Annotated in this window: 11 protein-coding genes and 2 pseudogenes; 6 read left to right on the forward strand and 7 right to left on the reverse strand. The window is 63.6% G+C overall.

What is annotated here, in order from left to right; all coding sequences use genetic code 11:
• Nucleotide 1 precedes the first annotated feature (1 nt).
• A complete protein-coding gene (locus OKW41_RS19545) occupies nucleotides 2–1,333 on the reverse strand; it encodes an NRAMP family divalent metal transporter (protein WP_429573660.1) in 1,332 nt (443 codons plus the stop codon).
• Between the two features lie 587 nt (nucleotides 1,334–1,920).
• On the opposite strand from OKW41_RS19545, the gene OKW41_RS19550 reads away from it, so the two are divergent.
• Nucleotides 1,921–2,145: a hypothetical protein gene (locus OKW41_RS19550; RefSeq protein ID WP_018422453.1), complete on the forward strand. Its 225-nt coding sequence runs from the start codon at nucleotides 1,921–1,923 to the stop codon at nucleotides 2,143–2,145.
• An 83-nt stretch (nucleotides 2,146–2,228) separates the two neighbouring features.
• Here the strand turns inward: OKW41_RS19550 and OKW41_RS19555 are convergent, their stop codons facing one another.
• Genes OKW41_RS19555 through OKW41_RS19570 form a run of 4 tightly spaced genes read right to left on the reverse strand, consistent with a single transcriptional unit; the run spans nucleotide 2,229 to nucleotide 6,902 of the window.
• A complete protein-coding gene (locus OKW41_RS19555; RefSeq protein WP_429573661.1) occupies nucleotides 2,229–3,215 on the reverse strand; it encodes an ABC transporter permease in 987 nt (328 codons plus the stop codon).
• A complete protein-coding gene (locus OKW41_RS19560; protein WP_429573662.1) occupies nucleotides 3,212–4,192 on the reverse strand; it encodes an ABC transporter permease in 981 nt (326 codons plus the stop codon). Before OKW41_RS19560 ends, OKW41_RS19555 begins: the two co-directional genes overlap by 4 nt.
• Entirely contained in the window at nucleotides 4,189–5,739 is a 1,551-nt protein-coding gene (locus tag OKW41_RS19565) for a sugar ABC transporter ATP-binding protein (protein WP_429573663.1), read from the reverse strand. Before OKW41_RS19565 ends, OKW41_RS19560 begins: the two co-directional genes overlap by 4 nt.
• Nucleotides 5,740–5,774: 35 nt before the next feature.
• On the reverse strand, nucleotides 5,775–6,902 hold the full coding sequence (locus OKW41_RS19570; protein WP_429573664.1) for a sugar ABC transporter substrate-binding protein: 1,128 nt from the start codon (nucleotides 6,900–6,902) through the stop codon (nucleotides 5,775–5,777).
• A gap of 414 nt (nucleotides 6,903–7,316) precedes the next feature.
• Between OKW41_RS19570 and OKW41_RS19575 the strand changes: the two genes are divergently transcribed.
• Complete coding sequence (locus OKW41_RS19575; protein ID WP_429573665.1) at nucleotides 7,317–8,045, forward strand: FadR/GntR family transcriptional regulator; 729 nt, start codon at nucleotides 7,317–7,319, stop codon at nucleotides 8,043–8,045.
• A gap of 71 nt (nucleotides 8,046–8,116) precedes the next feature.
• On the opposite strand, the gene OKW41_RS19580 is transcribed toward OKW41_RS19575, so the two are convergent.
• Entirely contained in the window at nucleotides 8,117–9,859 is a 1,743-nt protein-coding gene (locus OKW41_RS19580) for an alpha/beta hydrolase (protein ID WP_429573666.1), read from the reverse strand.
• A 526-nt stretch (nucleotides 9,860–10,385) separates the two neighbouring features.
• On the opposite strand from OKW41_RS19580, the pseudogene OKW41_RS19585 reads away from it, so the two are divergent.
• Nucleotides 10,386–10,526: pseudogene (locus tag OKW41_RS19585) on the forward strand (DUF2252 family protein); the annotation flags it as partial.
• A 70-nt stretch (nucleotides 10,527–10,596) separates the two neighbouring features.
• A complete protein-coding gene (locus tag OKW41_RS19590; protein ID WP_429573667.1) occupies nucleotides 10,597–11,253 on the forward strand; it encodes a DUF2252 family protein in 657 nt (218 codons plus the stop codon).
• On the opposite strand, the gene OKW41_RS19595 is transcribed toward OKW41_RS19590, so the two are convergent.
• On the reverse strand, nucleotides 11,250–11,558 hold the full coding sequence (locus OKW41_RS19595) for a hypothetical protein (RefSeq protein ID WP_429573668.1): 309 nt from the start codon (nucleotides 11,556–11,558) through the stop codon (nucleotides 11,250–11,252). The genes OKW41_RS19590 and OKW41_RS19595 overlap by 4 nt on opposite strands.
• Before the next feature lie 158 nt (nucleotides 11,559–11,716).
• Between OKW41_RS19595 and OKW41_RS19600 the strand changes: the two genes are divergently transcribed.
• Nucleotides 11,717–12,052, forward strand: coding sequence for a hypothetical protein (locus OKW41_RS19600; protein ID WP_429573669.1), 336 nt, complete (start codon nucleotides 11,717–11,719; stop codon nucleotides 12,050–12,052).
• 12 nt (nucleotides 12,053–12,064) lie between these two features.
• Nucleotides 12,065–12,406: pseudogene (locus OKW41_RS19605) on the forward strand (NAD(P)/FAD-dependent oxidoreductase); the annotation flags it as partial.
• Nucleotides 12,407–12,458: the final 52 nt, after the last annotated feature.

Genomic DNA, 12,458 nt, shown 5'->3' on the forward strand with positions numbered 1-12,458 from the left:
ATCAGGACACGCGCTCCGCCACTTCGAGCACGAAGTGCGCGACCACGACCACACCGGTGATCAGGGTCGCGAGCCAGCAGAGCGCGCGTAACGACCAGTGCGCGACGATTTCGCCGACCGCTTCTCGTTTCGCACTCAGCAGCACCAGAAGCACCAGCACGGGCGTAATCGTCATACCGTTGACGATGGCGCTCCAGTACAGCGCCTTGACAGGGTCGACGTGCCATAGGCAGAGCGCAACGCCAAGCAGCGTCCCGAGCCCCGCGAGCGCAACGAGCAGAACAGCAATGCGCCGATCACGCCGTTGGCCGTGGGGCCAGTCGAACGAACTCGCGACCGCTTGCGCAGCGGAACCCGCAAGCGAAGGTAGTGCGAGTAGCGCCGAGCTGATCAGTGCAAGCCCAAGCAGTGTGCCGGCGTAGCCATCCACTAGCGGTTCGAGCACCCTGGAAAGCTCCATGGGCTCGCCGGGCCGCGTCTGTGCACCATGCAGCGTCGCCGCAGCCGCAATCATCATGCACAATGCGGCCACGCTCGATAGCGCGGTGCGCGTCAAGGTCTGCATGCGCAACCGGCGAAGCTGCTCTGACGAACGTCGATCGCCCCGCGCCGCGTGCTGTTCGTGCTGTCGATGTTCTTCCTGTGCTTCCTGCTCGGCCTGCGAAAAAAGCAGATAGGGACTCATCGTCGTACCGAGCACGGCCATCAGCATCGTGACGAAATCTTCTTTCCACTCGACGTGCGGCACGAACGAGCGCAGCACGACCGTGTGCCACGGCACATCGACGATCAGCAGCACGCTGGCATACGCGAGCATCGGCAGCATCAACCATTTGAGCACCTGCGCATAGCGCGCATAGGGAATGAACCACTGCAACGCAATCGACGTGCAACCGCATGCGAGGGCAAGCAACCAAAGCGGCCCATGAGTGAAGCGTTGCACGACCGCGGCCATCGCCATCACATTGACGGCGATATTCAGCGTGTTCGCAATCACGAACCGCGCCACCGCCAAATAGAAGAACACCGGCGAATAGTGGGCGCGCATGTTCGCGGTCAGGCCATGTCCAGTGACGGCGGCGACACGCGCCGAGACCAGCTGCAACGCGACCATCGACGGATACGACAGCACGCAGGTCCACAGCAGGTCATAGCCATACCACGCGCCCGCGAGTGAATATGTGGCGATACCGCTGGGATCGTTATCGCAGCCGAGACTTGCCAGCCCCGGCCCGAGATCGGCGGCCCACGAGCGGGCGGGCTGCGACGAGGCAGCGTGCGTACTACCTTGTGCGGCGCGGGGCGCGGTGCCCCTGTCGGGGGAAGAGTGCATTCGCCTGACCGTCGGGAAACCAGGGATGCTGTAGCGCTCGCACGAAACGTTCCTTCGTCGACTCGCTTCGCGGCTTACATATTCAGCGGATGTGACGCTATCGGGGGCGACTATCAGGACTCCCTCAGGCTGACGATACAATGTCACATCTTCAACCCGCGCCGACCAGCGCGAAACGCTCGTCGACCGCGGCGAGCGAACGACCAGTCTCCGCGATAGCTCCCCGCAAGTGAGGTCTCAATGCCCAGGCGTCTTTTCCGCGCTGCGGCGATCGAAACGGATTCAAAGCGGTGAATGACACACTCGGCCATACTGCACCGCCGCTGACTAGTTCTGTTTGCCTGAATTCCGGACCTGCTTCGGTAGGGATGCTGGATGTGCCGGACAAAGTGAGAGTTGCGACGAGCCGCTGAAGAAAATCGCTGGAAAGGAGCAATCTTGAAAAAGACAGGATTCACGGTTCTGATCATGACGCGTTGCACGGGCGCGCACGCATCGGACTACGCTGAGGTCTGGAATCCACCAGAGGCACGCGCGAACATGCTTCGAGTGACGACTCGCGCCGCATCCGTCAGGGTCGTGCGCTAATGGAAACGATCGACTACGACGGGTACACGTTGTGGGGGCATGCCATCCTTCAGCAGGAAGGCGAAGGCATCCTGCAACCGGAGCGCTATGCGGCGAGCGGAACCATTACGCGAGGCGGAAAGCTGATCGAGGCATCAGGCATTCTGGGACTATTCGATAGCGAGGAGGAAGCCCACCATGCAGGCCTGGACTGGGCGCGCGCGTGGGTGGATGCTCATGGATGAGCTTGCGCTTGGCAGGGTAGTCGAGAGGCTTGGAGCCGTTGCCGTTGGTGGGCCGGGAGGACGCGCCAGCGGATCGACTCAAACTACGCTTCCCGCTTACTGCGCCCATACAGCAGCAACATTGCCGCTATCACCACGCCGTAGATGATCTGACGTCCCGCCTCGGGCATCTGCGCGACTGAAAGGATCGACTGCAGCAGCGTGATGAGGATCGCGCCAGCCACGGTGCCGAGGTATGAACCTCGTCCACCCAGAATCGATGTGCCGCCGAGCACGACTGCCGCGATCGCCGGCAACAGGTAGGCATCGCCCATCGACTGCGCTGCCTTCGACGCATAACCGGCGAGCAATACGCCGCCGAACGCCGCGAAGGCGCTGCACACGGCGAATGCGGCCACGATCACGAGCCGCGTATTGATGCCGGACAGATACGCCGCGCGTTCGGTATTGCCGATCGCGTACAGCGTGCGGCCGAAGGTCGTACGCGACAACAGGAACACCGTGGCGCCGCCGATCACGAGCCATAGGGCGACGGCATTCGGCACGCCCGGTACGAGCCAGCCCGCCGCGAGCCATCGCATCACCTGTGGCGCGGAATCCTGCGGCGACGATCCGCCGGTATAGACGATCATGATGCCCTGTGCGACCGCATTGGTCGCGAGTGTGGCGATCATCGACGGAATGCGCAGCAGCGCAACGAGGATGCCGTTGACGACGCCAATCAGCACGCCGCAAGCAATCCCGACCGGTATCGCGAGGATCCGTCCGAGTTCGCCGTGCCCCGCTACCGCGCACGCCATCATTGCGCCGACGGTGATGGTCCACGGCAGCGACAGGTCGATGTGGCCGAGCAGGATCACCATCATCAGGCCGGTCGCGATGATGCCGAGGAACGCGCCGACCTTCAGTTGCAGCAGGATGTACTCCGGCGACGTGAAGTTGCGCGAATACATCCCGCCGACGAGCAGCAGCGCGACGATGCACGCGAACGCGATCAAGATCGGTTTGTCGATTCCGCGCGCGAGCCTCGACACGAACGTGGTCCGGCTGTTTGCTGAAACGTGGCTCATTGAAACCACTCCAGACGGTTGCGTACCCTGAACAGCCCGCATGCGCCGATCGCGACAGCGAGCAGAAGAATCACACCCTGGAATAGCGGCTGCCACAGCGCATCGACGTTGAACACGAACAGCAGGTCGCCGATCGAGCGGAACGCGAATGCGCCGAAGATCGCGCCAATCGCGCTGCCCTTGCCGCCGAGCAGCGACACGCCGCCTATCACCACCGCGGCGATCGAAAACAGCGTGTACGAGTTGGCGCTGCCGAGGCTCGCTTCGCCGGTGTCGGTGAAGAACGTCAGGAATAGGCCGCCGATCGCAGTGAGCAGGCCGGCCAGCGTATAGCTGGCGAACTTCGCGCGGCGGATCGGCATGCCGGACAGAAAAGCCGCGGGTTCGGACGAACCGGTCGCGTACGCCGCGCGCCCGACCGCCGAGCGTTTGAAAGGAATCCAGACGATCAGCGTCGCCGCGAGCAGAATCAGCAAGCTCGCCGGCAGGACGCCGGCGACCTTGCCGGTCAGTGCGTCGGCGAGGTCCTCGTTGATCGAGCCGCCGGGCACGGGGCGCAGCAGCAGCGCCAGGCCGTAGTAGACGGCGCCCGTCGCGATCGTCGTCACGATCGGCTGCAGCCGGCCGAAAATGATGATCATGGCATTCAGCGCGCCGCACAGCGCGCCCGCCGCGAGCACGCCGGCGATGCCGAGCGCGCTGTGCAGCGTGTCACCCGTGACGATCCACGAGCCGATGCAATTCGTCAGCACCAGTGTCATGCCGATCGACAGGTCGATGCCGGCCGTCAGCACGACGAGCGCCTGCCCCATCGAGACGAGCGCGAGCAGCACCGCCTTGTTCGCTGCCGTCTGAAACACGTTGGCCGACAACGCCGACGGATAGTTGACCAGGTAGATCGCGAACATCAGCACGAACAGGCCGAACGCGAATACGGCCCCGCGATTCTCCGCATACCAGTAACGCAGCCCGCTCATAGCGCGACTCCCGTGGAAGGCGAAATCTGTCCGACGGGCAGGTCCAGTGCACTGGCAATCAGGTTCTGCTCGGTGATCGCCGAGCCGACGAGTTCCTTCTTGATTCTGCCTTCGTACAGCACGAGCACGCGGTCACAGCAGCCGATCAGCTCGTCGTAGTCGGTCGAATAGAACACGATCGCGGCGCCTTCGTCGGCGAGGCGCCTGAGCAACTGATAGAGCTCCTGCTTGGTGCCGACGTCGATACCGCGCGTCGGGTCGCTGAGCAGCAGGATCCTCGGCTGCCGGATCAGCCACTTCGCGATGACCACCTTCTGCTGGTTGCCGCCCGACAGCGAGCTCACGGGCGCGTCGACGCTGAACGACTTGATCGCAAGCAGTTCCATCATCCGGTCGACGAGCGACTGCTGGCGGTCGCGATCGATTACGCCGGCGGTGGACATGCGATCGAGCGCGGCAAACGACAGGTTCTCGCGTACCGACATCGGCAGCATCAAGCCTTCGGTCTTGCGGTCCTCCGGTATCAGCGCCATACCGATGCCGTTGGCACGCGCGGCCAACGGACTGCCGATCGACACGGCTTTGCCGTCGATCTCGATCTTGCCCGCGCACCCGCGCAACACGCCGAACAGCGCCAGCAGCAGTTCGCGCTGGCCTTGTCCGTCGAGGCCGCCCAGTCCGAGGATTTCACCGGGCTGCAACGAAAAGCTGATGCCTTGCAGCGTGTCGTTCCACGCGAGATCCCGGCAGGCGAGAACCGGAGCGGCACTGCGGTCGCGGGCGGGTTTGGCCGGAAACGCATGCTGGTACTTCCGGCCGATCATCATTTCGACGACCTCGTTGTCGGAGCGCGTGCCTGCCTCGAAGCTCATCACATGACGGCCGTTCCGGTAGACCGTGCATTCGTCCGCGAGCGCCTTCACCTCGTGCATCCGGTGCGAGATGAACAGCAGCGCGAGCCCCTCTTCGCGCAGGCGCTTGAGCACCTCGATCACGCGCGCGACGTCGGCCGCGGTCAGCGCCGAGGTGGCTTCGTCGAGGATCAGAATGCGCGGCGCGTGTGCCAGCCCCTTCGCGAGCTCGACCATCTGCTGGCGCGACAGCGGCAGGTCCCGGACCTTCGCAAGCGGATTGATGTCGGCGGCGCCCGCCCGGGCGAGCGCCTCCTCGGCCTGGCGGCGCTGGGCCCGGCGGTCGATCATGCCGAAACGTCGCGGCGGGTGCGAAGCGAAGATGTTGTCCGCCACGCTCAAGTCGGGGATCAGCGACAGCTCCTGATAGACGCAGACGATGCCGGCCGCGTTCGCCTCGGCCGGCGACGCGAACGAGACCTGCCGGCCATCGAAGTGCATCGTGCCCTCGTCCGGCTGTACGACGCCGGACATCACCTTCAGCAACGTGGACTTGCCCGCGCCGTTCTCGCCGAGGATTGCGTGAATGCGGCCCCGGCGCACCGTGAGCTCAGCGTGATCCAGCGCGACGGCGCCGCCGTAGCTTTTCGACACGCCAGACATCTGAAAGAACGGCTGCTCTGCATCCTGCAGCATGCTTCGTCTCCCGTCACATCCCGGCCATCATCCGATCACTGGTTGCCCTGGCTCTGCTTCATGATTTCCTGCGCAGAGAAATTGATGCCGCAAGTCGGAAACGAGTTGCCGACGAAAAAGTTGTCGGAGTCGTTCGGGAAATAGTTGACGCCCGCCTTCAGCTTCGAATCGTCGGTGACGTCGAGAGGCAGCTTGATCGAGACCGGGATCGTCTGGCCGTCCAGCGCGGCGAGCGCCGTCTTGATCGCCACGGCCACCTGCGCGGGACCGGTGCCAGCCGACGTACACTTCAGGCCCTCGCTCCCATACTGCGCGCAGAATTTGCGAAAGCCGTTCTCGGTCTCGCCGCCGAAAGGCACGAACGGATGTTTCGCATCGATCATCGCGCGCACGACTCCCGTGTCGCCGCCTTGCGCCGAAATTCCATCGAAATGGCCCTGCACGGCAATCGCGTCGGCGGTGGCCTTTTGCGCGACCCCGTCGTCCCACTTGCCGTAGACCTGGACGACGTTCCACTTCTTGCCGGTGTCGTCCAACGTTTTCAGGAAACCATTGTGCCGGTCCGTGTCGACCGACGTGCCCGCCACCCCGCGAACCTCGAGCACCTTGCCTCCGTTCGACAGGTGGCTCGCGAGCCACTTGGCCCACAGCACGCCGAGCCCGTACTGGTCGACGTTGACGTTGATCGCGTCTTCGCTGTCGAGGATGTTGTCGAACGCGATCAGCACGACGCCGGCTTTCTTCGCGCGGCGGATCGCGGGGCCGAATGAGGCGGGATTTTGCGCGTCCACGATGACCGCGTCATAGCCGGCATCGATGAAGTTGTTGACGGCCGAGATCTGCGCCGGCACGTCCTCGCCGGTCGAGACGACCTTGAATTCCTTGAGCTTGGCGGCGACGGCAGGCTGCGCCGTATAGGCCTTGGCTGTCTTGATCATCTGGATACGCCAGGTGTTCGCGATATAGCCGTTCACGAGTGCGATCCGGTAGGGCCCGTTCTTCTTCGGATACTTGATGAACTTCGTGTCGCTCTTCCAGGGGACCATGCAGGTTGGTTCACTGGACGGTCCTGAAACGATCGATGCCTGCGCGAAAGCCGCGCTTGCGCACAGCGTGAATGCCGCGGTCGCCGCCGCTCGAAGCACCTGGATTCCTGAAAGCATGTCGTCTCCTTTTTGTTGGATTGAACTTGCCGATTGCCGGCGAACATGGCGGCCATGGATCGCCGCCGAATTCTGTGCGTGAAGCAGGGAATCTTGCGGAATGTGCTGCAGCGGGGCTGACTCGGACTCGCCGAAGCAGCGCGATGACCTCTTCAACGGCGCCCCCTCGAAGCAAAACGAAGGTCCGGCGCGAACGCAGTCACGTCTGACAGTACTGGCATACCAATCCGCGCGCGATAGTGGTTTACCACGGCGCCGCGGGCGGATTCGAGTAGTCTGAAACTGCTGCTGTACTGGTTCGATGGGCGGCAAGCGCGGCGTCAGGCCGATGCAGGCTGACACCGGCAATTGGTGTACCATTTTGGCGAACTCGAGCCAATCCTTGGGCGGCTTCGAAGCTTTCTGGAATCCTGAATGGCCGATCTTTCGCACACGCCAACCGGCCGCGCCGCCGATGAGGACGCGACCGACCGTTCCTATGTCGGGCTCGCGAAGCAGATCTACGATCTGATCGTCGCCGGCGACGTCGGGCCGCGTGAGCGCCTGCCTTCCGAGCGCACGCTGGCCGAGCGTTTTGGCGTGAGCCGCACGCAGGTGAGGGAAGCGATCATCGCGCTGGAAGTGCAGGGCGTGGTCGAGGTCCGTGTCGGCTCGGGCATCTATGTGGCAGAAGCGCCGGAGGCGCGCGCCGCCATGTTTAAACTGCCGCGCGGACTGGGCCCGATCGAGACGCTGCGCGCGCGGGCGGTGATCGAAAGCGGGATCGCGGCCTTAGCCGCTACCGAGCGCAAAGATTCAGACCTCGACCGGCTCTTCGCCGCGTTGCGCGCGATGCGCGAAAACATGGACGACAAGGCTGCGAACGAGGCCGCTGACCGTGATTTCCATCTGGCGATCGCGCGGGCGACGGGAAACGAAATGCTCCGGCTCGTGGTGACAGCGATGTGGGACAACTCCCGTGCCGACCCGTTGTGGAAAAAGATCGAGGAGCACTTTCATACGCCCGCATTGCGGGCGGCGTCACAGGATGACCATCAGCGCATCTTTGCGGCCATCATGGCGCGAGATGCGACCGCCGCGCGCACGGCGATGCAGGCGCATCTGGCGCGCGTGGTTGGCGAGTTCACACGAGCCTGGCGTTAGCTGGACCATGTTCTGCGGTGCGCGCCGCAAGCTGCAACGGCACTGCCCCAATCCGTTCGCCTTCAGCTCGGTCACGGCTCTGATTCATCGCCGGCAATCTGGTCGAGGAACCGGGCCAGTCGTTCGGTATCGGCGTGCGTCCAGCCCTCGGGAGGCACCACGCTGGCCCAACCGTTGACGTAGTCCTCCGACGAGTAGTTGTGACCAAAACCCGCCGGCACGCCGAGTTGGTGAATCAGATCACCCACCGCCTGCACGCCCGAAACGATGGGAAACCAATGCATGGCGTCAGGCACGTCGAAGCCACGTGGCCGAGCCATCCATTCGGGCGGCCACCAGAACGCACTGGCACTCCAGAACACGGCCGGATCTGCCGGATGCTGAAGGTACACGATTCGCGGGGCCGGCCAGTCGGCGTGCAATGCCACCTGATGCGGATCGCGGTTCAAGAACCGTACCGAACGCCCCCCATTGAAGATCGGCTGCCAGAAGGGCGACCCGCTATCGCGCTCGTGAGTGAGTTGCGAATGGATCGGGTTGCTTTGTTTGGCGCCGACGATCAGCACGCCATCCGTTCGGGCCATCATGTTGGCCACCGAGGCAGAGGCGTCTTTCCCAACGAAAGGCGCTTCCACCCCTGCGGCGCCGAGACTTTTGCCGAACAGAACGAGCTTTGGCCGTCGTTTCGGCGGGAGCATCGACCATCGTGCGCGAACCGCGTTGAAGAGCGTGATACCCGCCTCGTTCGCGAGACCAGCATCCATGAAAATGGCGAGTCGGCTAGGCAGGAACGAGTATTGGATCGCCACGATCGCCGTGTCGCCACGGTGCAGTTGCTCCAGCGAAGCCGCGGCTTTGGGGACTATCCAGCCCGTGCCGGTGGGTATCCACACGACCAGCACTTTCCGCTCGAACCCGCCCGCGCGCTCGAGCTCGCGGACCGCAATCTGCGCACGCTGCTCGAGGGAGTCCGCGGAACGCACTCCCACGTAGACCCTCACCGGATCGACCAGTCTCGCATCAGTCCCGTGGAACTTCGCAAGCTCTTGCGTGTTTGTCGCTGTCGCCACGAAGCCGCGCCCCATGCGGCCCAAGGTGTCCCATGCGACGAACGACGTGCCGCTGCCGGACACCGCCGGCGACGTGGGGGCCACGATTCCCTCGGTCGTGTTCTCGTTCACCCGCCCGTGGACGAAGTTGGAGACCGTGGTGAGGGCGGGAAAGGCCACTCCGCGACCGAGCGCCATGCCAATCACGATGATGAGCAGCGCTGTTGCCGGCACCGAAACGATCGGGGGCACGTGGCCCTCGATGACCCGCTTGACTGCGGCGACACCGCGCGCCGTCAATCGCCCGATGACTACCAGCAACACCGCGCTGAACGGCGACAGGACGATCACCAGCACGGCGTCGAACCAGGCGATCGGCGCCATCCCCATGAAACTACGCTGCTCGTTCTGCCAGCCGAGCCATAGCTTCGAGCCAACGAATAGTGCAATGAGCCACGCCGCTGCCAGAACGATCCAGCTGCGCCGTCGGATCTCGCTGCCGGCCACGCGCCCCCATCGCTCCAGTAGCCGATGCACGCCGCGGCCGATCAATGTGCCTATCCCATAGCCGATGGCCAGACAGAACGCGCCGACCACGGTTTGCGTTCCCCACGACCGCGGAATCAGTGTCGGCGTCAGTGACTGCCACCAGAACACGAGCGCGAGCAGCGAGCCGCTGAGCGTCGGCGTCCAGGACGTGCTTCGAAGCCCGGCGGCTACCGGCTCATGGGAGTCCCGCATGCGTGCTCGCTCGGATTGGCACAACTCGCACCTCGTTTCCGCGGGTCACCCGCAAAGGAGTTGATGACGCGACCAGCCTTGATTCAGACTCCACCAGGAGGGCAGTAATGGAAGATGCCGCCGCATGATCAGCCACGACGATGTTTTCCTGATTACCGCGCGCAGCACGACACATGGGGGCAGCGGAATGGACGGGGCTGCTCCGATCTCGTGCGATGTTTCTCCTGCGTCGAAAAAACGTCAACGATAAACCGGCCATGCGTCGCATTGTATTTACCTTTCTGTCCCCCGAACAACATCGTCGCTCTGCGCGCATCGTGTTCAAACATCGATGAACCGGCCTGTCGGTGGCGACGTCGCCCGAGCGAGTGGCTTTACGGAGCCAGCGCTACTGCGACCCGGTCAAGACGAGCGCCGCACGATTTTAGCTACGCCGTTGTGGCAGATGGCCGTTGTAGCAAGGAATACCGTCGTGAAAAAAGCGTCCCTAAAAAATCTGCCGGTTCCTGACCACCGGGCGCCCCTTCTGGCAGCGCTTCGCCGGCACAAAATGGCTCGATCGGCGCACGCCTACGTACGTGGAAGCGCGAGGCGCTTTTATGCGTGGCTTGACAGCCAGGCTCCCGGCGCGTTGCCCGATGGCCCGCCCGTGTGGATTTGCGGCGACTGCCATCTCGGGAACCTCGGCCCGGTCGCGGATGCAGCGGGCCACCTGGCAGTCCAGATCAGGGATCTGGATCAATGCGTGATCGGGCAATCCTGTGCACGATCTGCTTCGGCTGGGACGGTCGCTGGCCACCGCGGCGCGCAGCGCGGACTTGCCGGGCGTGATCACCAGCCGTATGGCGGAAGCGCTCGTCGACGGGTACGAACACGCATTCGACGACGCCCGCACCAACGAAACGAAAAGGACGCAACGCCCGGCGGTCGTGCAAGTCGCGATGAAAAAAGCGCAACACCAGTCTCGGCGCAAACTGGACCGGCAGACGATCGAGGGCGTGGTGCCGCGCATTCCTCTCGGTGAGCGTTTCTGGCCGCTATTAGAAGACGAAGCGAAGGCTGTCTGCTCCCTCTTTGAGCCGCAATCGGGTCTGGATATGCGCGGGGTGCTGGGCCCGGCGACGACAGGCGACACGAGAATCGAGGTGCTGGACGCGGCTTTCTGGGTGAAGGGGTGCAGTTCCTTGGGGCGGCGCCGGTACGCCGTACTGCTGGACATCGATGGAGAATGTTCTGCTGGCGGGCCACCCTGCCTTGTCGACATCAAGGAGATGGTGTTGCGATTGTCGGAAGACTTCCCGGAAGACCCGGTGTCTCCGGTCGCTTCTGTCTGCCGCACGAAGCTCGAAGGGATCATAGGCAAACGCGGCGACGCGCCATACCGCTCCGAAAGGGCGCGCGCCGGCGCGAGCCATTAAACCTCCTGGCGCGTTGCGGGCCGAGCGACCGCGTCGCGGAGCCTGCGCCTTTGAGAAGGCGTCGAGAACATCGAATCGACAAAGGTGTGCGCCCGATTTTCTCCATACTTGAACGCTTCATGCTCGGTCAGAAAATCGAACTGTTCCGGAAAACTCAGCAGTTCCTGATCCGGATTGCCGGGCAACGTCACGGTCCATGACACGCGATAACGGCGATATTTGCCACCGAGCCAATGCGTCTTCGATAGCGTAACGTTCACCTCGATATTGCAGCCGCGATACGGCGCATATTCCTGAATGGACATCGCTTTTCTCCCACAACTGAACGCTTGCCACGTACGTCTGCTTTGCCGGCGGTTGCGCGCGGCCTCCAGATCGGCGGGATAGTCGATCTCGTCCGCGACCGGGACATAGACGCTCGCCCCGCTGGTCGCGCCGTTCGGCCGCGAAAAACGCGCAGCCCATGGGTGTCTCCGTTATGCATTTCGTATTGACGATGCACATCGAGCAACGCGCGTTCCCGCGCGGCAACCATCGTCTCGGCCCGCAGCGCGGCTGCGCTCGTGGCCATTCCCCCGATCTTCGTGACGCGGCGCTCGCGCACCGGCTGAACATCAAGGCGATTCAGGTGGCGGAACGGGACTTCCAGATCGCCAAACGCCGCAAGGCGCGAAACGAGTTCGTCGATACGTGGTCCGTCGACGCGTTCGTGGAAGAGGGCATGCAGCCGGCGGAACCACGATGGGGTACACATGAACGGCATTGGCCTGCGGACGCGCATCGGCACCGGATTCGGTAGCGATGCGGGCAAGTCATCGGCCGCATGCGCAGGCGCATGACGGGCGTTTTTCCGCAGCTCGACGGCGTGAACATCGACTATGCATGGGGCGGCTTTGTCGACGTCACGATGAACCGCGCGCCGGATCCTGGCCGTACCGGCGACAACCTCTACTATGTGCAAGGCTTCTCCGGACATGGGCTGGTGCTCGCGGGAATGGCCGGCAAAATTCTCGCGAACGCGATCGGTGGCGACGCTTCTCGATTCGACGTGTTCAGCCGCATCAGGCATCGACGGTTCCCGGGCGGCAAGATGCTGCGCACCCAGGCTTTGATTCTGGGCATGTGGTACTACAAACTGCGGGAACTCATCTGAGCGCCTGAGGAATGAAGGGTCGATGGCTGCGCCCCAAAGCAAGCCGGTGATC

This window comes from Paraburkholderia sp. UCT70, assembly GCF_050434085.1.
Classification (GTDB): Bacteria; Pseudomonadota; Gammaproteobacteria; order Burkholderiales; family Burkholderiaceae; genus Paraburkholderia; species Paraburkholderia tuberum.

Coding starts and splice junctions, on each gene's coding strand:
- OKW41_RS19565 (WP_429573663.1), bottom strand. CDS start 5,739: ATGCTGCAGGATGCAGAGCAGCCGTTCTTTCAGATGTCTGGCGTGTCG.
- OKW41_RS19575 (WP_429573665.1), top strand. CDS start 7,317: ATGGCCGATCTTTCGCACACGCCAACCGGCCGCGCCGCCGATGAGGAC.
- OKW41_RS19545 (WP_429573660.1), bottom strand. CDS start 1,333: ATGCACTCTTCCCCCGACAGGGGCACCGCGCCCCGCGCCGCACAAGGT.
- OKW41_RS19550 (WP_018422453.1), top strand. CDS start 1,921: ATGGAAACGATCGACTACGACGGGTACACGTTGTGGGGGCATGCCATC.
- OKW41_RS19570 (WP_429573664.1), bottom strand. CDS start 6,902: ATGCTTTCAGGAATCCAGGTGCTTCGAGCGGCGGCGACCGCGGCATTC.
- OKW41_RS19595 (WP_429573668.1), bottom strand. CDS start 11,558: ATGTCCATTCAGGAATATGCGCCGTATCGCGGCTGCAATATCGAGGTG.
- OKW41_RS19560 (WP_429573662.1), bottom strand. CDS start 4,192: ATGAGCGGGCTGCGTTACTGGTATGCGGAGAATCGCGGGGCCGTATTC.
- OKW41_RS19555 (WP_429573661.1), bottom strand. CDS start 3,215: ATGAGCCACGTTTCAGCAAACAGCCGGACCACGTTCGTGTCGAGGCTC.
- OKW41_RS19600 (WP_429573669.1), top strand. CDS start 11,717: ATGGGTGTCTCCGTTATGCATTTCGTATTGACGATGCACATCGAGCAA.